General features: G+C 65.6%; 14 protein-coding genes. 9 read left to right on the top strand and 5 right to left on the bottom strand.

Going from position 1 to position 19,502, the window contains the following annotated elements:
• Positions 1-11: 11 nt before the first annotated feature.
• The 3 genes from EN874_RS08145 to EN874_RS08135 all read right to left on the bottom strand — a co-directional run bounded on the left by EN874_RS08145 (position 12) and on the right by EN874_RS08135 (position 6,130).
• Positions 12-3,374, bottom strand: a complete 3,363-nt coding sequence (locus EN874_RS08145; RefSeq protein WP_127425900.1) for a helicase-related protein — start codon at positions 3,372-3,374, stop codon at positions 12-14.
• Positions 3,375-4,095: 721 nt separating this feature from the next.
• Positions 4,096-4,821 carry an acetoacetyl-CoA reductase gene (phbB, locus tag EN874_RS08140; RefSeq protein ID WP_126087148.1) on the bottom strand — a complete coding sequence of 242 codons (726 nt, stop codon included), beginning with the start codon at positions 4,819-4,821 and terminating at the stop codon, positions 4,096-4,098.
• A 124-nt stretch (positions 4,822-4,945) separates the two neighbouring features.
• Complete coding sequence (locus EN874_RS08135; RefSeq protein WP_127425901.1) at positions 4,946-6,130, bottom strand: acetyl-CoA C-acetyltransferase; 1,185 nt, start codon at positions 6,128-6,130, stop codon at positions 4,946-4,948.
• Between EN874_RS08135 and EN874_RS08130 the strand changes: the two genes are divergently transcribed.
• Together EN874_RS08130 and phaR are read left to right on the top strand one after the other, a co-directional pair.
• Complete coding sequence (locus tag EN874_RS08130; RefSeq protein ID WP_127425902.1) at positions 6,117-6,407, top strand: hypothetical protein; 291 nt, start codon at positions 6,117-6,119, stop codon at positions 6,405-6,407. The genes EN874_RS08135 and EN874_RS08130 overlap by 14 nt on opposite strands.
• 28 nt (positions 6,408-6,435) lie before the next feature.
• Complete coding sequence (gene phaR, locus EN874_RS08125; RefSeq protein WP_126087150.1) at positions 6,436-7,029, top strand: polyhydroxyalkanoate synthesis repressor PhaR; 594 nt, start codon at positions 6,436-6,438, stop codon at positions 7,027-7,029.
• 206 nt (positions 7,030-7,235) lie between these two features.
• Here phaR and EN874_RS08120 read toward each other — a convergent pair whose 3' ends face one another.
• The gene (locus EN874_RS08120; protein WP_127425903.1) at positions 7,236-8,399 is read right to left on the bottom strand and encodes a citrate/2-methylcitrate synthase; all 1,164 of its coding nucleotides are present in this window, start codon (positions 8,397-8,399) and stop codon (positions 7,236-7,238) included.
• Positions 8,400-8,492: 93 nt separating this feature from the next.
• Here EN874_RS08120 and EN874_RS08115 point away from each other — a divergent pair, with 93 nt between their 5' ends.
• From EN874_RS08115 to EN874_RS08090, 6 genes are all read left to right on the top strand, one after another.
• Positions 8,493-9,593, top strand: coding sequence for a citrate synthase/methylcitrate synthase (locus tag EN874_RS08115; protein WP_127425904.1), 1,101 nt, complete (start codon positions 8,493-8,495; stop codon positions 9,591-9,593).
• Between the two features lie 199 nt (positions 9,594-9,792).
• A complete protein-coding gene (locus EN874_RS08110; RefSeq protein ID WP_127425905.1) occupies positions 9,793-10,923 on the top strand; it encodes a patatin-like phospholipase family protein in 1,131 nt (376 codons plus the stop codon).
• Positions 10,924-11,047: 124 nt separating this feature from the next.
• On the top strand, positions 11,048-12,469 hold the full coding sequence (locus EN874_RS08105) for a coniferyl aldehyde dehydrogenase (protein WP_127425906.1): 1,422 nt from the start codon (positions 11,048-11,050) through the stop codon (positions 12,467-12,469).
• Between the two features lie 367 nt (positions 12,470-12,836).
• Positions 12,837-14,009, top strand: a complete 1,173-nt coding sequence (locus tag EN874_RS08100) for an efflux RND transporter periplasmic adaptor subunit (protein WP_127425907.1) — start codon at positions 12,837-12,839, stop codon at positions 14,007-14,009.
• A 79-nt stretch (positions 14,010-14,088) separates the two neighbouring features.
• Positions 14,089-17,259, top strand: coding sequence for an efflux RND transporter permease subunit (locus EN874_RS08095; protein ID WP_127425908.1), 3,171 nt, complete (start codon positions 14,089-14,091; stop codon positions 17,257-17,259).
• Positions 17,260-17,358: 99 nt separating this feature from the next.
• Positions 17,359-17,517 (top strand): DUF3309 family protein, encoded by a 159-nt coding sequence (locus EN874_RS08090; RefSeq protein WP_126087157.1) that lies wholly within the window; start codon positions 17,359-17,361, stop codon positions 17,515-17,517.
• Here the strand turns inward: EN874_RS08090 and EN874_RS08085 are convergent, their stop codons facing one another.
• The gene (locus EN874_RS08085) at positions 17,518-18,474 is read right to left on the bottom strand and encodes an SDR family oxidoreductase (RefSeq protein ID WP_127425909.1); all 957 of its coding nucleotides are present in this window, start codon (positions 18,472-18,474) and stop codon (positions 17,518-17,520) included. It abuts the gene before it with no gap.
• A 97-nt stretch (positions 18,475-18,571) separates the two neighbouring features.
• Here EN874_RS08085 and EN874_RS08080 point away from each other — a divergent pair, with 97 nt between their 5' ends.
• Positions 18,572-19,465 (top strand): LysR family transcriptional regulator, encoded by an 894-nt coding sequence (locus tag EN874_RS08080; protein WP_127425910.1) that lies wholly within the window; start codon positions 18,572-18,574, stop codon positions 19,463-19,465.
• The last annotated feature ends 37 nt before the right edge of the window (positions 19,466-19,502 follow it).

The following is a 19,502-nucleotide window of genomic DNA, read 5'->3' as shown; positions in this document are numbered from 1 at the left end:
ACCGGCCTGGGCTATTTCTTCAGCTGGTCGCGCAAGGCGGCGAGCTTGGCGAAGGGCGAGTCCGGGTCGAAGCGCTGCGGGCGCTCGTCGCGCGGCTTGCCCTGGAAGGCCGGCTTGCCGGCATTGCCCTTGCCGTCCTGCCTGTTGCCCTTCCAGTCCGGCCGCCCCTCGCGGCGGTCGGTGCGCTCGCCTTGCGGCTTGCCGTCGCGCCGCTCGCCGTCACGTTCCGGGCGCGGCTTGAACTTCGAGCGATCGAAGCGCGGCTTGCCGGCGCCCTCGCGCTGGTCGCGGCGTCCCTCATGAGCCGGCCGATCGCCGGCCTGGCCACCCGTGGCGCCTGGCTGGCCATCGCGTGCCGCCTGGCCGTTGCGGGGACGATTGTCGCGGCGGTTGTCATGACGGTGGCGCGGCCGCTGATGGTCGAAACGGGCCTGCCGCCACAAAAGGATCGGCTTAGGCTCTTCCTGCTCGGTTGCGGTTTCGCCGGCGGCGGCTTCCGGTGCGGCGTCCGTCGGGGCTTCCGTTGCCGCGGCGGTATCGGACCGAGCAGCGCTCTCGCCACTTTCCGCCGCAGGTGCCGCTTCGGCAGTTGGCTCAGCCTCGGCAACGGCAACCAGTTCATCGGTTTGTTCCGCCGCGGCGTCGTTCGCCGCCACGGTTTGGGTGCGCGCTTCTGCTTCAGCAGCGGGTTCTGCATCTGCTTCGGCAGCAGGCTCGCCTGTGGTTTCGGCTTCCTTGGCGGCGTGCACTTCAGCCGCCGCCTCCGAATCTTCGGCAGCCGCTTCGGCAACGGCATCCGTGGTCGATGCCTCGGCCGCCTTTGCTATCCGAGCGGCCTCCTCCGCTGAGAGCTTCGCGGCGGCGGCCTCGCGGGCCGCGTTGTCCAGCGCGTCGAGCTTGGCCTTCACCTCGGCGGCCGGCTTCGGTTCGGAGCGATAGCCCAGACCTTTGAGGATCTCTTCCATGTCGTCGGCGGTGGCCCCGAGAATCGACATCATCGGCGGCGTCACCATGAAGGCGTGGCCGTCATAGGCGCCGTCCGGACGCTGGCCGAGGCCGGGCTTCCAGTTGGTCGCCGGACGGATCAGGTCGGCCAGCCGCTCGAGGATGTCGACGCGCACGGCGCGGCGGCCGAGATTGCGATAGCCGGCGAGCTTGTAGAAGGTCTTGTCGAAGGCCGGGTCGATGACCACCGACGTGCGGCCCGATGCCAGCGCATGCACCACGTCGCCGAAGCCCGGCTTGTCCTTGCCGTCGTTCTTCAGCGCCCACAGCAGCGTCACCAGCCCGGCCGGCGCCGGCTTGATCAGCGCCGGCACGAAGACATGGTAGGCGCCGAAGCGCACGCCGAGGCGTCGCAGCGCCGCGCGGCCCTCCTGGTCGAGCGACTTCATCTCCTCGGCGATGTCGCGGCGGTTGATGAGGCCGAAATGCTCGACGAGCTGGAAGGCGATGCCGCGCGCGATGCCGGCGAGCTGCTCGGCATTCTTCAAATCGACCAGCGGCTTCAAAAGCGTTTCGATCTGGAAATTCACGAAACGCTCGGCGCGCGCCGCCACCTTGTCGCGGGCCGGGCCGGTAAGCTGCTCGTCGGCGAGCAGCACGAGCCGCGGCTTGAGTGCTTCGTCGCCGGCGACCAGCGTGCCGATCGGCGCGCCGATCCAGCGCAGGACGCCGTCCGAGCCCAACGCCAGATCGCCATTGGCGCAGGCGGCGAAGCGCTCGGCGCGCGCCTCGAACTCCGCGCTGAGCGCCTTCTGGGCTGCGGTGCGCACCGCCTTGGCGTCCTCGCCGCCGGCGCTCTGGTCGGCGGTGAAGCGGAATCCCTGCAACTCGCCGACGTGATGGCCTTCGACGAGGACGGTTCCGGTTGGGCTGATTTCGGCTTCAGGCATGGTATTTTCTCTAAGGCGCCGCATGAGGACGGAAGTCCTGCGGTCTACGAAGCGTTTCGTCAACCGCTCATGCAGCGCATCCGACAATCTGTCTTCGATTTCGCGCGTCTTTTCCTGCCAGTGTAGCTGATCGGCCAGCCAGCCAGGCCGGTTGGAGACGAAGGTCCAGGTGCGGATCTGGGCGATCCGGTGCGACAGCGTGTCGATATCGCCATCCGTGGTGTCGGCTCGCCGCACCTGCTCGGCCATGTAATTCTCATCGACATGGCCACGGCGTGCAAGGTCCATGTAGATCGAGGCGATGAGGTCAGAATGCTGGGCCGGCGCGATCTTGCGGTAGTCGGGCAGCGCGCAGGCTTCCCAAAGCAGCGCCACGCGCTCCTTGGCCGTGGCGAGCGCCCTGATGTCCTCGTCGCGCGACAGGTGCTCCAGCGCCTGGGCGTCGACCGCCGGCAGCGCCCGGGTCAGGCCTTCGACCGGCGCGTTGGTTTCGATCGAGCGCTTCAACGCGTCGAGGCTGGAGAAATCGAAGTCGGCGGTGCGCCACTGCAGCACCTTCACCGGGTCGAAATCGTGCCCCTCGATCTTCTTGACCAGATCCTCGTCGAACGGATCGACCTGGCCGGTGACGCCGAAGGTGCCGTCGCGCAGGTGGCGGCCGGCGCGGCCGGCGATCTGGCCGAGCTCGGCGGCGGTCAGGTTGCGGTACTGGTAGCCGTCGAACTTGCGGTTCTGGGCGAAGGCGACGTGCTCGAGATCGAGGTTCAGTCCCATGCCGATGGCGTCGGTGGCGACGAGATAGTCGACGTCGCCCGACTGGAAGATCTCCACCTGGGCGTTGCGGGTGCGGGGCGAGAGCGCGCCGAGCACGACGGCGGCACCGCCCTGCTGGCGGCGGATCAGCTCGGCAATCGCATAGACCTCGTCCGCCGAGAAGGCGACGATCGCCGTGCGCCGCGGCAGACGGGTGAGCTTCTTCGAGCCGGCATAGGCAAGGTGCGACAGGCGCGGCCGCGTCACCACCGAAACGCCCTTCAGCAGTTTCTGCAGGATGCCGTGCATGGTGGCGGCGCCCAGAAGCAGCGTCTCCTGGCGGCCGCGCAGATGCAGGATGCGGTCGGTGAAGATGTGGCCGCGCTCGAGGTCGCCGGCAAGCTGCACCTCGTCGATGGCGACGAAGGCGGCATCGGTCTCGCGCGGCATCGCCTCGACGGTGCAGACGGAATATTTGGCGCCCGCCGGAACGATCTTTTCCTCGCCGGTGACCAGCGCCACCTTGTGCGCGCCAACCTTCTCGCAAACGCGGGCATAGACCTCGCGGGCAAGAAGTCTCAGCGGCAGGCCGATGACGCCGGTCTCGTGCGCCACCATGCGCTCGATGGCGAGATGGGTCTTGCCGGTGTTGGTGGGGCCGAGCACGGCGGTCACGTCGCGGCCCGAAAGGATCAGCGGCTGGGAGTGTTTCGGCTGGATATTCATCGGCCCGGAAATGACGCTTTCTGCCGCTTGTTGTCGGGGACGCGGCGGTGCCGCCGCGTATGACAGCCGACACATAGGGATTTCAGACGCGAAGCGAAAGCGGAATGTTCCCATCAAGAGATGGCATCAAGAGATGGCGCAACGACAGGCAAGGTCAAATCCGTTGCAGATTAACCGTTGGAACGAGTCTGGAACGAATCGGCGACGAATCACTGACTCGTTCTGATTCAGGTTTTGTTCACGGCTATATGTGGATTTTTTGACGATGAGTCTCACCACATGCTGAATCCGGGAACTGGCCCGTTTCATGCTTGGCTCGGACGGGCCGCGGGGGCTGTTAACTTTTGCTGGTGAACGATCATCGCCGGCTTGGGCGCGGTCGCCAAGATTATGAAATGGTTGATCTTTCCTAACCGCCGTTAATCTTTTCAGCGCCATTTCCGAGCCTCGGCGTTAACTTTGCGGTCAAAGCCGGAACGAATCGGCGACGAATCAGCGATCCACGCATTTTCCCGGTTTGTTCACCCCCAGATATGGTGTTGTCCACAGCTTGCGCACCGAAAACTCACAGCTTGTGAACAAGGTTTCGCACAGGGCGCGGGGAGGCCGTTAACTTTTGCGTGCCGAATTGAGGCATACATCGCGCGGCCCGGAAAAACAGCCGACCCGATTGCGTCGGGCCGGCTGCCGCGGTGTCAAAAGATCTCAGGCAAAATGGATCTCAGGTGAAATATTGGCCGCCATTGGCGCTGATCGTCGAGCCGGTGATGAAGCCGGCCTCGTCCGACGCCAGGAAGACGACGCAGCGCGCGACCTCTTCCGGCTCGCCGAGCCGGCCGACCGGAATTTGCGGGATGATGCGCTCGTTAAGCACCTTCTCGTCGATCGCCTTGACCATCTCGGTCGCGATATAGCCGGGACAGATGACGTTGACGGTGATGCCCGCGCGGGCCCCCTCCTGCGCCAGCGCCTTCGAGAAGCCGATGTCGCCGGCTTTGGCGGCGGAATAATTGACCTGGCCGGCCTGGCCCTTCTGGCCGTTGATCGAGGAGATGGTGATGACGCGGCCGAACTTGCGGTCGCGCATGCCGCTCCACAGCGGGTGCGTCATGTTGAAGACGCCGGAGAGGTTGGTGTCGACGACCTCCTTCCACTGCTCGCGGGTCATCTTGTGGAACATGGCGTCACGCGTGATGCCGGCATTGTTGACCAGCACCGAGACCGGTCCGAGATCGGCCTCGACCTGTTTGATGCCGGCGGCGCAGGCGTCGTAGTCGGCGACCGACCATTTGTAGACGGGAATGCCGGTCTCGGCCTTGAATTTCCCAGCCGCTTCGTCATTGCCGGCATAGTTCGCGGCAACCGAATAGCCGGCATTCTTCAGAGCCACCGATATGGCCGCGCCGATGCCGCGCGATCCGCCCGTGACGATTGCTACCTTGCTCATGTGGTCCTCCCTTTAAAATCGTCTGAGCGAATAGGGAGTAGCGAATAGCGAGTAGGGACCTGTCGTCCCGGCGCGCAGCGCTTTTCTTCCCCATTCGCTACTCCCTATTCGCTATTCGCCGAGCTCAGAGCGCCTCGACGCACATGGCGACGCCCATGCCGCCACCGATGCACAGCGTGGCGAGACCCTTCTTGGCGCCGCGGCGGCGCATCTCATAGACCAGCGTGTTGAAGACGCGGGCGCCGGAGGCGCCGATCGGATGGCCGATGGCGATGGCGCCGCCATTGACGTTGACGATCGAGGGATCCCAGCCCATGCCCTTGTTGACGGCGCAGGCCTGCGCGGCGAAGGCTTCGTTGGCCTCGACGAGATCGAGATCCTTGACCGACCAGCCGGCCTTCTCCAGCGCCCGCTTCGAGGCCGGGATCGGGCCGGTGCCCATGATCGCCGGATCGACGCCGGCGGTCGCCCAGGAGGCGATGCGGACCAGCGGAGTGATGCCGCGCCGGGCGGCCTCGGCCTCGGTCATCAGCAGCGCGCCGGCGGCGCCGTCATTGATGCCGGATGCGTTGGCTGCGGTGACCGTGCCATCCTTGTCGAAAGCCGGCTTCAGCTTGGTCATGGCGTCCAGCGTGGCGCCGAGACGGATATATTCGTCCTGGTCGACGATGGTGTCGCCCTTCCTGCCCTTGACGGTGAAGGCGACGATCTCATCCTTGAACTTGCCGGCCTTCTGCGCGGCTTCGGCCTTGTTCTGCGAGGCCAGCGCGAACTCGTCCTGGTCGTCGCGGGTGATCTGGAACTGGCGGGCGACGTTCTCGGCGGTGTTGCCCATGTGGTAGCCGTTGAAGGCATCCCACAGGCCGTCCTTGATCATGGTGTCGATCATCTTGTAGTCGCCCATCTTGACGCCGGCGCGCAGGTGCTGGGCGTGCGGCGACAGCGACATCGATTCCTGGCCGCCGGCGACGATCACCCTGGCGTCGCCGGTGGCGATCTGCTGCATGCCGAGCGCGACGGCCCTGAGACCCGAGCCGCAAACCTGGTTGAGGCCCCAGGCGGTCGTCTCCTTGGGCAGGCCGGCATTGATGGAAGCCTGGCGGGCGGGGTTCTGGCCCTGAGCGGCTGTCAGCACCTGGCCGAGGATGACTTCGTCCACTTCCGCCGGATCGACCTTGGCCCGCGACAGCAATTCCTTGATGACGACGGCGCCGAGCTCGTGCGCGGGCGTTGCGGCGAAACTGCCGTTGAAGGAGCCGACCGCCGTGCGGGCGGCGCTGGCGACGACGATTGAATTGGAAGCGGACATTTTCTTCTCCAGACTTCGAGGTGTCGTGTTTCGGGCTATCCTTGAGGACTTTTCTTGCCCGTTCAAGGACCTGAGTCAAACCGGAAATGGGCATGGCCGCCATGCGCGGCAAGCAGGTCGGGCGCTTATCGTGACGGCGCAGCCGTTGCCGCGCAGCACAATTTGCTCCGCCCTTTCCGCATTAAATGATGCCGCACTGCACAAAGCACTTGGAATTATGACGCTTTTGCGCATATCCTCGGCAAATGGCGCAATCGTTACCGGCCGCTTACTCTGAACGCGCCGGTATCCTGGGGAGGATACGGATGGCCGCAAAAGACGACCCAATCGTCATCAAGAAATATGCCAACCGCCGGCTCTACAACACCGGCACCAGCACCTATGTGACGCTCGAGGATCTGGCCGACATGGTCAAGAAGGGCGAGGAGTTCACGGTGCAGGACGCCAAGACCGGCGACGACATCACGCATCCGGTGCTGACCCAGATCATCTTCGAGCTGGAAAACAAGGACGGGCAGAACATGCTGCCGATCCCGTTCCTGCGCCAGCTGATCTCCTTCTACGGCGACCAGATGCAGATGATCGTGCCGAGCTTCCTCGAACAGTCGATGATCGCCTTCTCCAAGGAGCAGGAACGGTTCCGCGAGCAACTGAAGGGCGCGTTCGGCAAGACGCCGATCGACATGATGAAGACGCCGATGAAAGCGCTGGAGGAGCAGACACGGCGGAACGTGGAGATGTTCCAGAACGCCATGCGCATGTTCACGCCGTTCCCATCGGCAGGGACCAATGCGTCTGCCTCGGCCGAGCCGCCGAAGAAGGAAGAGAAATCCGACGATCTGCAGGAACTGAAGGCGCAGATCGCCGCGATGCAGCGCAAGCTGGATACGATGTCCTGACGGGTGTGCCGATATTCAGGTGAGGCGGCCTGCGAACGACGGCTTCCTGCGCTTCCGGTGCTCACGTACTTCAAGTACGCTCCGCTCCGGCCTTCGCCGGCCGAAGCCCTCATAAGGATCTCCGCTCTATGAAGGCTACGGCCGGCGTAGGCCGGTTCTCGGAAGCCATCGTTCTCGACTCGGCCTGACCTGAATCTCAGCGCACCCTACGGCTTTCCATCGCTCACCGCTCTCTCGGCCGGCCCGTCATAGCGGGCGCGGGGCCTGATCGGCCTGTTGCTCGTCACCTGCTCGAGCGCGTGCGCCGTCCAGCCGACGCTGCGGCCGAGCGCGAACAGGCGGAAGGGCGCGTCGGCGGGCAGATGCAGGCTCCGCGTCAGTGCTGCAAGCGCGAAATCGACATTCGGATGCAGGCCGGTAGCGGCAAGGACGCTGCCGCGCAGACGCAACAGGGCGTCATCGACCTGGACATGCGGTAGCAAGGCCTCCGCGCGCGGATCGCCTTCGGGGTAAAGCTGGTGACCGAAGCCCGGCAATGGCCGGTCATGGGCGAGCCAGCGGGCGACCGCCTCGTCCGAGCCTAGCCGCTCGGCGTCCTCGACAAGCGCGATCGCCGCGGCGCCGGCACCGCCATGACGCGGGCCGGTGAGGGTGGCGAGGCCGGCAAGCAGGCAGGCCGCGATCGGCGCGCCGGTCGAGGCCGCGACGCGCGCGGCGAATGTCGAAGCGTTGAGCTCATGATCGGCAAGCAGCACCAGAGCCCTGCGGATGAGATCGGCGCCGGCGGCGTCGACCGACCAGCCGCGCGCCAGCCGTTCATGCACCGGCTCCGCCCCAGGGCTTGCGCCGAGGGATGTCGCGAGCACGCTTGTGGCGTTGGCGCCGTCCTGCTGCAGCATGGCCGGCCGGCGGCCGAGCGAAGGCCGACCCGCGGCCGCAAGCGCCGATAGTCTTGCAAAGGCCGTCTGCGTGCCGCTCTCCCGAACGGCCGAAGGGGTCAGCGACGCGAAAGACACCAGGGCGCCCGAAGCCCAAAGCAGGCCCGCCGTTTCCTCCAGCCTCGCCGTCGCCGCAAACGTCGCGGCGTCCTTGCCGCGATAGACGAGGCGGCCGTGCAGCACGGTCGAGATGGCGGTGGTGATTGCCGGCTCGCCCCAGGCGATGGCGCTTTCGGCGATCGCCTGCGGGCTGCGTCCGCGCGCCCGGCGGGTGGCGAGCGCGGCAATGTCGTCGGCGCGATACTGGCTGCGGCGCGGGTCGACCCCGTCCGGCCGCATGCCGATGCGGCCGCGGCTGACATAGGCATAGAGCGTCTGCGGCCGGACATTGAGCCGCGCCAGCGCTTCCTCCCGCGTCAGCCATTCCGACATGCTTGCCGCCTCATATTGATTCAGTTGATCAAGATTGATGCATTGATCGCGCAGCATTAATTGCAGTGCACAAAAGGTCAAGGAGACAAGGTCATGGCAAACGGGCTCGATGATGTTGTGGCGGCGGAGACGGTGCTTTCCGATGTCGACGGCGCAGGCGGACATCTCACCATCCGAGGCTACTCATTGACCGAACTCGCCGGCCATTGGCACTACGGCCAGGTGGTCCGCCTGCTGCTCGACGGCTTCTTCGACGAGCTTCCCGGCGACGCCGAACTGGAGAGAGCGATCGGCAAGGCCCGCGTCGAGGTTTTCGAACGGCTGCAACCGATGCTTGGCCAAATCGCGCCGCTCGATATCTACCGCGCGATGCGCGCCGGCATCGCCCTTCTGCCGGATGGCGAGGCGCTTGCCGATGCGCTCAGGCTGGTCGCGGCGCCGGCGGTGCTGACGCCTGCCCTGCTGCGGCTCGGCCGCGGCGAGAAGCCTGTGGCGCCGGACGCTCGCGCCGATCACGCCGCCGATATGCTGAAAATGCTAGGCGGCCCGTCATCGCCGGCGCTCGCCAAGGCGCTCGACACCTATCTGGTGACGGTCAGCGACCACGGGCTCAACGCCTCGACCTTCGCGACGCGGGTGGTGGCGTCGACGCAGGCAGGTTTGACCTCGGCGATCCTGGCCGGGCTCGGCGCGCTCAAGGGGCCGCTGCATGGCGGCGCGCCGGGACCGGTGATCGAGATGCTCGATGCCATCGAAGCCAGCGGCGACGCCGCCGCCTGGCTGCGCGACGAGATCGCACGCGGCGAGCGCATCATGGGTTTCGGCCATCGCATCTACCGTGTGCGCGATCCGCGCGCCGACGTGCTCAAGGCGGTCGTGCGGCGACTTGGTTCCCGCAAGGATACCGGAAGCCGGGAGACGGGCAACCGGCTGGCCTTCGCCGAGACCGTGGAACAGACGGCGCTCGATGTGCTCAAGGTCGCCAAGCCGCAGCGCTCGATCCAGACCAACGTCGAATTCTACACGGCATTGCTGCTCGAAGCCGCCGGCTTCCCGAAAGAAGCGTTCTCCAACGTCTTTGCCGCCGGTCGCGTCGCCGGCTGGATTGCGCATGCGCGCGAGCAGCAGGCGACCGGACGGCTGATCCGGCCGCAGTCGCGCTATGTCGGACCGGTGCCCGATCTCGTCGCCTGACATATTTCGCGGCCGATGCAACCTCTCCTCTCCCAGCGGGTGGGGAGGTTTTCATGACCGAAATTTCACGTGATCACGCTTGTGTGTTCGTGTTCTTGCCTTGGTCAGCCCTTATATGCTGCACTGCAACATAAGCTGACGGCGCCAGCTCCGCCTTCGTTACGCGGCGGCAGGCAGGCGCATCGAGACAAGGAACGTCATGGCGAAGAACGGCAAGGCGGAGCACGACAAGAAGATCAACATCGCGCTCCAGGGCGGCGGCTCGCACGGGGCCTTCTCATGGGGCGTGCTCGACCGCCTGCTCGAGGACGGCCGGCTGGAGATCGCGGCCGTGTCCGGCACCAGCGCCGGCGCCATGAACGCGGTGGCGCTGGCCGACGGCTTCGTGCGCGGCGGCGTCGAGGGCGCGCGCAAGAAGCTCGACGATTTCTGGCGGGCTGTGGCCTCGAAAGGCCGCTTCAGCCCGGTGCAGCGCATGCCGTGGGATGTCGTGTGGGGCAACTGGTCGATCGAGAACACGCCCGGCTATCTGTTCTTCGACACCATGTCGCGGGTGTTTTCACCCTATGTCGCCAATCCGCTCGGCCTCAACCCGCTGCGCGACGTGGTCGAGAAGGAGATCAACTTCCGCAACGTGCGCGCCTGCAAGTCGATGGAGCTCTTCATCTCGGCGACCAATGTCGAGACCGGACAGTTGCGCGTCTTCTCCGACGGCGAGATCGACCTCGACACGGTGATGGCGTCGGCCTGCCTGCCGCAATTGTTCCGCGCAGTCGAGATCAAGGGCGTGCCTTATTGGGACGGCGGCTATGGCGGCAATCCGGCGCTCTATCCGTTCTTCAAGACGGCGGCGACCGAGGATGTGCTGCTGGTGCAGATCAACCCGGTGGTGCGCGAGGGCACGCCGAAGAGCGCCAACGAGATCCAGAACCGCATCGACGAGATCACCTTCAACGCCGGGCTGCTACGTGAATTCCGCTCGATCGCCTTCGTCAAGGAACTGATCGCGGCCGGCCGCCTGCCGCATGGCGAATACCGCGACATCCGCATGCACAGGATCGACGCCGACGAGGCGTTCAAGGACCTCTCGGCCTCGTCCAAGGTTAACGCCGAATGGGCCTTCCTCGCCTATCTCCGGGACCTCGGCCGAAATGCCGCCAGCGACTGGCTGGAGGAAAACTACGACGCCGTCGGCAGCCGGGCGACGCTCGACCTGTCGGGCGAGCTCGACGACGGCTTCAAGCCGCTGCGCGGTCCGGCGCCGGGGCGGCGGGTCAAGGAATTCCTCGCAGTGCGCATCAAGCCGGAATCGGCGCGCCGGCGAGCGTAAATCGCCCTTGAGTTTCTCGATCACGTTTTAGGTGGCGCTGATACTTACCTTGCGGAAACCGGCGACGCGCTGGATTCACCCTCGACGGGCGAGTAGTTTACCTCGACGTAAACGAGAGGTGGCGATGCTGCAGACCAGACAGAATGCCCTCGGGGTCAGGTTTGAAGCGCAGTGCAGGGCCTTCGAGAAGGAGCCCTTTCCCAGCCTCGAGGTGCGCAAGGACCGGCTGAAGCGCCTGCTGGCGCTAACCGAAAGGCATGAGGCTGAGATCTGCGCCGCGATCGACAGCGATTTTTCCGGCAGGGCTCAGCAGGAAACGCGGCTTGCGGAACTGTTCGTCGTTGGCGCCGGCATCCGGCATGCCGTTCGGCATCTGAGCGGCTGGATGCGCGAGCGCCGCGTCGCCACCAGCCTGCCCTTCCTGCCGGGCCGCAACCGGTTGCTGCCGCAGCCGCTCGGCGTCGTCGGCGTCGTGTCGCCCTGGAACTATCCATTCCAGCTCGCCATCGCGCCGGCGACCGCCGCTTTAGCCGCCGGCAACCGAGTGCTGCTCAAGCCGTCCGAGCTGACGCCGAAGTTTTCGGACCTGCTTGCCCGCCTGGTCGAAGAGCATTTCTCTCCCGACGAGATGAGCGTGGTGGTCGGCGACGCCGAGGTCGGCAAGACATTCGTGTCGATGCCATTCGATCACCTCCTGTTCACCGGCTCGACTGCCGTCGGCCGCCAGGTGGCGCTGGCCGCGGCCGCCAACCTGACGCCGGTCACGCTTGAGCTCGGCGGCAAGTCGCCGGCGATCTTCGATGCGTCCTGCGATCTGGATGCCGCCGTCGCAAGCGTCGCCTACGGCAAGCTGTTGAACGCGGGCCAGACCTGCATCGCGCCGGACTATCTGATGGTGCCGCGAGGGCAAGGCGCGGCGATCGCCGCAAAACTTGCCGCCGCGATGGCGCGGCTCTATCCCAGTCTGCGCGACAATCCCGACTACACGGCGATCGTGAGCGAACGGCACCGCCAGCGGCTGAGCGACATGATCGCGGAGGCGCGCGAAAGCGGCGCCGATGTCACAGAGGTCAATCCGGCAAACGAGGAGCTTGGCGTGAGCGACCGCAAGCTGGCGCCCGTCCTGGTCCGCAATGCCGGCGAGAACTTGCGGCTGATGCGCGAGGAAATCTTCGGGCCGGCGCTGCCGATCCTCGAATACGGCACGGTCGACGACGCCATCGATCACGTGAACCGCGGCGAGCGGCCGCTCGCCCTCTACTGGTTCGGCAAGGACAGCGCCAATCGCCAAAGGGTGATGCGGGAAACCGTGGCCGGCGGCGTGACGGTCAACGACTGCATGATGCATCTGGTGCAGGAGCGGCAGCCGTTTGGCGGTGTCGGCGAAAGCGGCATGGGCGCCTATCATGGCGAATGGGGCTTTCGCACCTTCAGCAAGGAAAAGCCGGTCTTCGTCCAGTCCAGGCTGAGCGCCGGCGGCCTGCTCAGACCACCCTATGGCAGGATGTTCGAGCGGCTGTTCCGGCTGCTTAACTTGATCAGCTGACAGCATTTATTTTCGAGGTGGGCGCGTCCTCAGCATTGTCCCATGCCAATGCGCGGCGTCATTTCGCAAAAAAATTCTTCATCATACTGACGCCTGCTGCCATTCAGCGTCAGAACGCGCGAAAAACCGCCCCGATTGAGAAAAGCCGGGCAGTGTGGCATGTAAAAAATGAAAAAAAACCGGCGCGCCAAGCGCCGCAGCGCAATAATCCATCAAAGTTTCTGACTATATTGCACCGCAACTTTGCGGTAGAAGCGCGCTTCGCCGATCACGGCAAATTGAACATGGCTTTGCGCGCACCCATATCGGCCGCGCGCCCGGGGATTGGATACGCCGACCTCGCCAGGCCTGCAACGGAAAAACGACGATGCCGAAAATCAGGTTTCACAAGCTTGCAGCCATTGCTGTGCTCATCGGATTCGCTGCCTGGATGGCAACGGGCGAGTTCTCGTCCGTGGGCAGCGCCGCCGACCACCAGAAGGCAGGAGAAGCGGGCAAGGCCGCGCAATCCGGGACCGAGAAGCCGAAGACGGCGGAGGCCGAGCCGAAGGCGGCATTGCGCACCGTCGCGGTGGTGACGCCGCCGCGCAGGACCTTCGCGCGGGCGATACGGATCTCGGGCCTGACCGAGGCTGACAAGCGCGCGGTGCTCGCCACCCGCGTCGCCGGCGTCATCGACAAGCTGCCGGTCAAGCAGGGTGATCACGTCAAGACCGGCGACCCGGTGCTGATGCTCGCCGCCGAGGAGAAGATCTCCAATGTCGACAACGCCAGGCAGCTCCTCGTGCAGCGCCAGGCCGAACTCGACGCGGCGCTGCGGCTGATGAAGACCGGCAACCTGCCCAAGCTACAGCTCGACACCGCGCGCTCGAACCTGACGGCGGCGCAGTCCATGCTGGAGACGGCACAGGCCGAACTGGACCGCAATGAAGTAAAGGCGCCGTTCGACGGCGTCATCGACCGCTTGCCGGTCGAGCTCGGCAGCTCGGTGATGCAGGGCGGCGAGGTGGCGACCATCCTCAAGCTCGATCCGGTGATCGCGCGCGGCGAGATCAGCGAGCGCGACCTGCGCTACATCAAGATCGGCGACGAGGCCAATGTGCGCCTGGTCAACGACCAGAAGGTCACCGGCACGGTGCGCTACATCAGCCGCGATGCCTCCTCGCAGACCCGCACCTTCCGCGTCGAGGTGGCGATCCCCAATGGCGACGGCTCCATCCCCGCCGGCATGACGGCCGAGATCACGCTCAGCGCCGAGCCGACCGACGCGGTCATGCTGCCGCGTTCGGTGGTGACGCTGGGCGACAAGGGCGATCTCGGCATCCGCGCCGTCGGCAAGGACGACAAGGTGGCGTTCTTCCCGATCGACCTCGTCGACGACACGCCGAATGGCCTGGTGCTCGGCGGCATCCCGCAGGATGCGCGCATCATCGTCGCCGGCCAGGAGCTGGTGAAGGAAGGCGATCTGGTGAAGCCCGTCGAGGCCGACCAGGCGACCATCAACAAGCTGATCAGCGAAGCCACGGCCGGCACGCAGTAGCGCGATCGTCCTGGCGCGTCGGGTCGCCCGGCGCCGCCGGCCAATGTCGCGGCTTCCAAGAAAACAGCAGGCATAAGTCATGGACATCGTCAGACTCGCCATCCACAACGCCCGCCTCACGATATCGGCGCTGATGTTCCTGCTCGCCGCGGGCTGGGTCGCCTATCAATCGACGCCGAAGGAAGCGGAACCCGACGTTCCGATTCCGATGATGTATGTCAGCCTGATCTACCAGGGCATCTCGCCGGAGGACTCCGAACGCCTGCTGCTGAGGCCGATGGAAAGCAAGCTCAAGAGCCTCAAGGGGCTCAAGGAGATGCGCTCGGCCGCCTTCCAGGGCGGCGGCTACGTGCTGGTCGAGTTTCAGCCGCAGACCAATCTGGCGACGGCGCTGCAGGATACGCGCAGCAAGGTGCAAGACGCCAAGGCCGACCTGCCGCAGGCGGCCGAGGAGCCGACCGTCAACGAGGTCAACGTCTCGGAATTTCCGGTCCTGGTCGTCACCCTTTCCGGCGACGTGCCGGAGCGCGTGCTGACGTCCGCCGCGCGCGAGCTGCGCGACCGCATCGAGGAGGTGCCGGGCGTGCTGGAAGGCTCGCTGCAGGGCGCGCGCGACGATCTGGTCGAAGTCGTCATCGATCCGGTCAAGCTCTCCTCCTACGGGCTGCAGCTCGACCAGGTGATCCAGGGCGTCGGCGCCTCCAACAGCCTGGTCGCGGCCGGCAATCTCGAAGGGTCCGAAGGCAAATACGCCGTCAAGGTGCCGTCGCTGATCGAGACGCCGGAGGACGTCGCCAACCTGCCGGTCGTCGCCACGCCCAATGCCGTGGTGCAGGCCAAGGACGTCGCCACCGTGCGCTCGACCTTCAAGGACGCCGAGACGGTGACCCGCCTCGACGGCAAGCCGGCGATCGCCATCGAGGTCAAGAAGCGCATCGGGGCCAACCTGATCGACACGCTGACCCATGTCAGGGAGGTGTCGGACAATTTCATCAAGACCATGCCCGAGGGCATGCATGTCACCTACACGCAGGACAAGTCGGTCTTCGTCAACCAGCTTCTAGGCGACCTGCAGAACCACGTGATGATCGCGGTCATCCTGGTGTTCATCGTCATCCTCTACGCGCTGTCGGGACGGGCCTCGCTGCTGATCGGCCTCGCCATCCCGTCATCCTTCCTGATCGGCATCCTGCTGCTCGCCATGATGGGCTACACGATCAACATGATCGTGCTGTTCAGCCTCATCCTGGCGGTCGGCATGCTGGTCGACGACGCCATCATCGTCACCGAATTCGCCGAGCGGCGCATGAGCGAGGGCATGCCGAAGGCGGACGCCTTCGCGCTGGCCGCCAAGCGCATGGCCGGCCCGGTCATCGCGGCGACGATGACGCGCATCGCCGCGTTCTCGCCGCTGCTGTTCTGGCCCGGCATCATCGGCGACTTCATGAAGTACATGCCGATCACGCTGATCGTGACGCTGTCGGCCTCGATGCTCTATGCGCTGGTCTTCGCGCCGACGCTCGGCGCCATCTTCGCCAAGGCGCCGGCGCATCACGAGGAGAGCAATCGCGACGGCTGGTACATGGGCTTGGTCAAGCAGGCGGTGCGCTTTCCGATCACCGTCATACTGCTCACGGTCTGCCTGCTGGTCGGCGTCGGCTTCGCCTATTCGAAATACGGCGCCGGAGTCGAGTTCTTCCCCAGCGTCGAGCCGGACTACGGCCTGCTCTACGTGCATGCCCGCGGCAATCTTTCGCTGGCCGAAATGGACGCCGCCACCAAGACGGCGGAAAGCCGCCTGCTCGGTTGGCCCGGCGTGAAATCGGTCTACACGCGCGTCGGCAAGACGCAAGGCGGCGGCCAGGACATCCCGGAAGATGTCGTCGGCGTGATCCAGTATGAATTCGTCGATTGGCGCGAGCGCAAGTCGGCCAACCAGATCCTCGACGATCTGCGTGGTGTCATGGCCGGCATTCCCGGCGTCGATGTCGAAGTACGCGTGCCGGAGGCCGGTCCACCGACCGGCAAGCCGATCCAGATCAGGCTTTCGGCCGCCGACCCGGCCGGGCTCGACGACAAGGCGCGCGCCGTCGCCGCGCGCATCGCCAAGATACCCAACGTCATCGATATTTCGGACGGCCTGCCGCCGCCCGGCGTCGACTGGGCGCTCGAGGTCGACCGCGCCAAGGCGGCGCAATACGGCATCAGCCCGACCTCGGTCGGCACGGTGGTGCAACTGGTCACGAACGGCCTCAAGCTGTCGGAATACCGGCCGGCCGGCGCCGACGACGCCGTCGACATCCGCCTGCGCCTGCCGGAAGACCGGCGCACGCTGTCGACGCTCGACGAGCTCCGGGTGCAGACCTCGCAAGGGTCGGTGCCGATCTCGAACTTCGTCGTCAGGAAGCCGGAGCCGACGGTCGGCATCCTCAACCGCATCGACGGCGCGCGCACCGTGGTGGTGCAGGCCAATGTCAGCGCCGGCGCGCAGGTGGCGGCGGTGCAGCAGCAAGTCACTCAGGCCGTCGCCGACATGGATCTCGGCAGCGGCATCCGCTGGAAGCTCGCCGGCTCCAACGAGGATAGCGCCGAGGCCAGCGCCTTCCTGAGCAAGGCCTTCGGCGCCGCGATCTTCCTGATCTTCCTGGTGCTCCTGGCGCAGTTCAACAAGTTCACCAGCGTGTGGCTTGTTCTGTCCTGCGTGGTCATGGCGACCATCGGCGTGTTCCTGGGGCTGCTTCTGACCGGCGAGGCCTTTGGCATCGTTATGTCGGGCATCGGCGTCATCGCGCTCGCCGGCGTGGTGGTGAACAACAACATCGTGCTCATCGACACTTATGACCGGCTGCGCGAGGAGGGCTGGGACAAGATGGACGCGGTGCTGCAGACCTGCCGCGAGCGCGCCCGGCCGGTGGTGCTGACGGCGGTCTCGGCCATCCTCGGCGTGCTGCCGATCGCCTTCGGCCTCGGCCTCGAGATCTTCCATCACGAGACCACGATCAACGCGCCGTCGACGCAATGGTGGATCTCGCTCTCCTCGGCGATCGTCTTCGGCCTGTCCTTCGCCACCTTGCTGACGCTGGTGGTGACGCCGTCGATGCTGATGGTGTTCACCCGCGCCAAGGTGAAGCCTGGCGCGCGGCGCGGCTGGTTCGGCCGCCTGTTCCGTCGCGGCAAGATGTCGGCCGATCAACCGGCGACCGAGCCCGGCACCGAGCCGGCGATCGCCTTCCCGAAGGCCGCGGAATAGGCGGTTTTCGAAATCCAAATGCAAAAAGCCGCCCGGGAACAACCGGGCGGCTTTTTGCATTGTTCCCTTGAGGTTCAACCAACCGGCGAGGGCATTTTCATGACGATCGGCACACTTCTCGTAATAATCCTGATCCTGATCCTAATCGGCGCCGTGCCGGCATGGCCGCATTCGCGCGCCTGGGGCTACGGGCCTTCGGGGATCGTCGGCGTAATCCTGGTCATTCTGCTGATCATGTTGCTGTTGGGACGGATCTGATCAGGCGGCCTCGCGCGAAGTCGCGGCGCCAATGCCGATATCCTGCATGGCTTCCGCCACCGCTTGGTCGAGCGGGGTGTGTGGGATTTCGCCGATGACCTCTTGCAGCCGCGCCGAGACCAAACGGTGCGGCTGGAAGCGCAGATAGGACATCGAGACGATCTCGCGCCACATGGCCACGAACGGGCTGCCGGCGCGCAGCACCCACCAGGGCATGAAGGAAAGTTTGAGCCTGCGTGCCAGCGCCTTCTCGGCCGCGGCCTTGATGTCGAGGTCGGTGACGGCGTGGCCCGGGAAATTCAGAGCCTCATAGAAGCCGAGCTTGTCGAGATTGCGCGCCAGTCCGACGAAAGCCACAGCAAAATCGGGCAGATAGGCCCATTCATGCGTGAGGTCCGCCGGGCCGGGTGCGGTGTAGACGCCCTTCTTCATCTTGGCGGCGACGACGAGGTCGAACCAGCCGCCGCTGCCGGTGCCGCCGAAGAAGTCGCCGGCGCGCAGGAGGATGGTGCGCACGCGGCCGGCATCGGCCTCGCGGCGGAACAGCTTTTCCATGGCGCAGCGGACCCGGCCCTTCTCGGTCGTCGGATGGAAAGGCGTGTCCTCGGCGATCAGCTGCGGCATCGGCGAGCCGTAATTGTAGACGGTGCCGGGGAAGAGATGCAGCGCGTTGTTGGCGCGGCAGGCGGCCATGACGTTCTCGGCCATCGGCAGGCACTTGCCCCAATCGGTGTAGATCGGGTTCAGGCCGTTGAAGACAATGTCGACGCCTTCCGTCGTGCGGATCAGCGACTGGCGGTCCAGCGCGTCGCCGGCGACGGCGATAGCGTCCTTGAGCTCGGCCGGCACCTTGCCGCTGCGGGTGACGGCGCGGACGTCGAAGCCGGCGTCGATGAAGGCCTTGGCGACCACGCGGCCGAGCCGGCCATTGGCGCCCAGAACTGCGATCTTGGTCATTTGTCGTCTCCGTTTCTTGCGTTTGCCCCGCTAATCTGACTGCCTCCATCAATGAATGAAAATTGACTAGGATCGGCGATCTGATATTCAAGAATGAATGGCAGAATTCGACTGGAACCTGATCAAGAGCTTCGTCGCGGTCGCGGAGACCGGCAGCCTTTCGGCCGCTGCCCGCAGGCTGGAGGCCAGCCAGCCGACGCTCGGCCGCCACATCGCCGAGCTGGAGCAGGCGCTGGGCGTCACGCTGTTCCGGCGCGGGCGGCGCGGCTATGAGCTCACCGAGGCCGGCGGCGCGCTCCATAAGCGCGGGCGGGCGGTCAGCGAGCAGGCCAACGCCTTCTCGTTGCTGGCGCTGGGATCGGTCGAGGCGATCGAGGGCACGGTGCGCATTGCCGCCTCGGAGGTGGTCGCGGCCTGCGTGCTGCCCGAAATGACGGCGCGTCTTGGCGAGGAGGAGCCGGGCATAGAGGTCGAGATCGTCGCCTCGAACCAGGTCGAGAACCTTTTGCGCCGCGACGCCGACATCGCCATCCGCATGGTCAGGCCGGCGCAGAACGAGCTGGTGGCGCGCAAGATCACCGACATCGCGCTTTGCCTTTGCGCGGCGAAATCCTATCTCGACCGGCACGGCCGCCCGCAAAAGCCCGCCGACCTCGCCGACCATGCCCTGGTCGGGTTCGACCGCAGCGACGAGATCATTCGCGGCTTCACCGCTTTTGGCATCGCGGTCGGCCGCGCCGACTTCCGCTTCAGGACCGACAACCAGATCGTGCTTTGGGAAGCGGTGCGGGCAGGAAACGGCATCGGCATCGGCCAGGAGCCGCTTGCGAACCGCGATCCGGACATGGAGAAGCTTTTGCCGGAGGCTCCCTTGCCCGTGCTACCGGTGTGGCTTGCCATGCATCGCGATGTGCGCACCAGCATGCGCATCCGCCGGGTGGCGGATTTCCTGCATGAAGAGCTGAAGCGCTATTCGGCCGGCGCCGGCTAGAGCATGATGCCGAAAAGTGTGACGCGGTTTTCGGACG

Source organism: Mesorhizobium sp. M1D.F.Ca.ET.231.01.1.1 (assembly GCF_003999155.2).
GTDB lineage: Bacteria > Pseudomonadota > Alphaproteobacteria > Rhizobiales > Rhizobiaceae > Mesorhizobium.
This window is presented reverse-complemented; position numbering and strand designations above follow the sequence as displayed.

Coding starts and splice junctions, on each gene's coding strand:
- EN874_RS08145 (WP_127425900.1), bottom strand. CDS start 3,374: ATGAATATCCAGCCGAAACACTCCCAGCCGCTGATCCTTTCGGGCCGC.
- phaR (WP_126087150.1), top strand. CDS start 6,436: ATGGCCGCAAAAGACGACCCAATCGTCATCAAGAAATATGCCAACCGC.
- EN874_RS08115 (WP_127425904.1), top strand. CDS start 8,493: ATGGCAAACGGGCTCGATGATGTTGTGGCGGCGGAGACGGTGCTTTCC.
- EN874_RS08100 (WP_127425907.1), top strand. CDS start 12,837: ATGCCGAAAATCAGGTTTCACAAGCTTGCAGCCATTGCTGTGCTCATC.
- EN874_RS08095 (WP_127425908.1), top strand. CDS start 14,089: ATGGACATCGTCAGACTCGCCATCCACAACGCCCGCCTCACGATATCG.
- EN874_RS08120 (WP_127425903.1), bottom strand. CDS start 8,399: ATGTCGGAATGGCTGACGCGGGAGGAAGCGCTGGCGCGGCTCAATGTC.
- EN874_RS08105 (WP_127425906.1), top strand. CDS start 11,048: ATGCTGCAGACCAGACAGAATGCCCTCGGGGTCAGGTTTGAAGCGCAG.
- phbB (WP_126087148.1), bottom strand. CDS start 4,821: ATGAGCAAGGTAGCAATCGTCACGGGCGGATCGCGCGGCATCGGCGCG.
- EN874_RS08090 (WP_126087157.1), top strand. CDS start 17,359: ATGACGATCGGCACACTTCTCGTAATAATCCTGATCCTGATCCTAATC.
- EN874_RS08135 (WP_127425901.1), bottom strand. CDS start 6,130: ATGTCCGCTTCCAATTCAATCGTCGTCGCCAGCGCCGCCCGCACGGCG.
- EN874_RS08080 (WP_127425910.1), top strand. CDS start 18,572: ATGGCAGAATTCGACTGGAACCTGATCAAGAGCTTCGTCGCGGTCGCG.
- EN874_RS08110 (WP_127425905.1), top strand. CDS start 9,793: ATGGCGAAGAACGGCAAGGCGGAGCACGACAAGAAGATCAACATCGCG.
- EN874_RS08085 (WP_127425909.1), bottom strand. CDS start 18,474: ATGACCAAGATCGCAGTTCTGGGCGCCAATGGCCGGCTCGGCCGCGTG.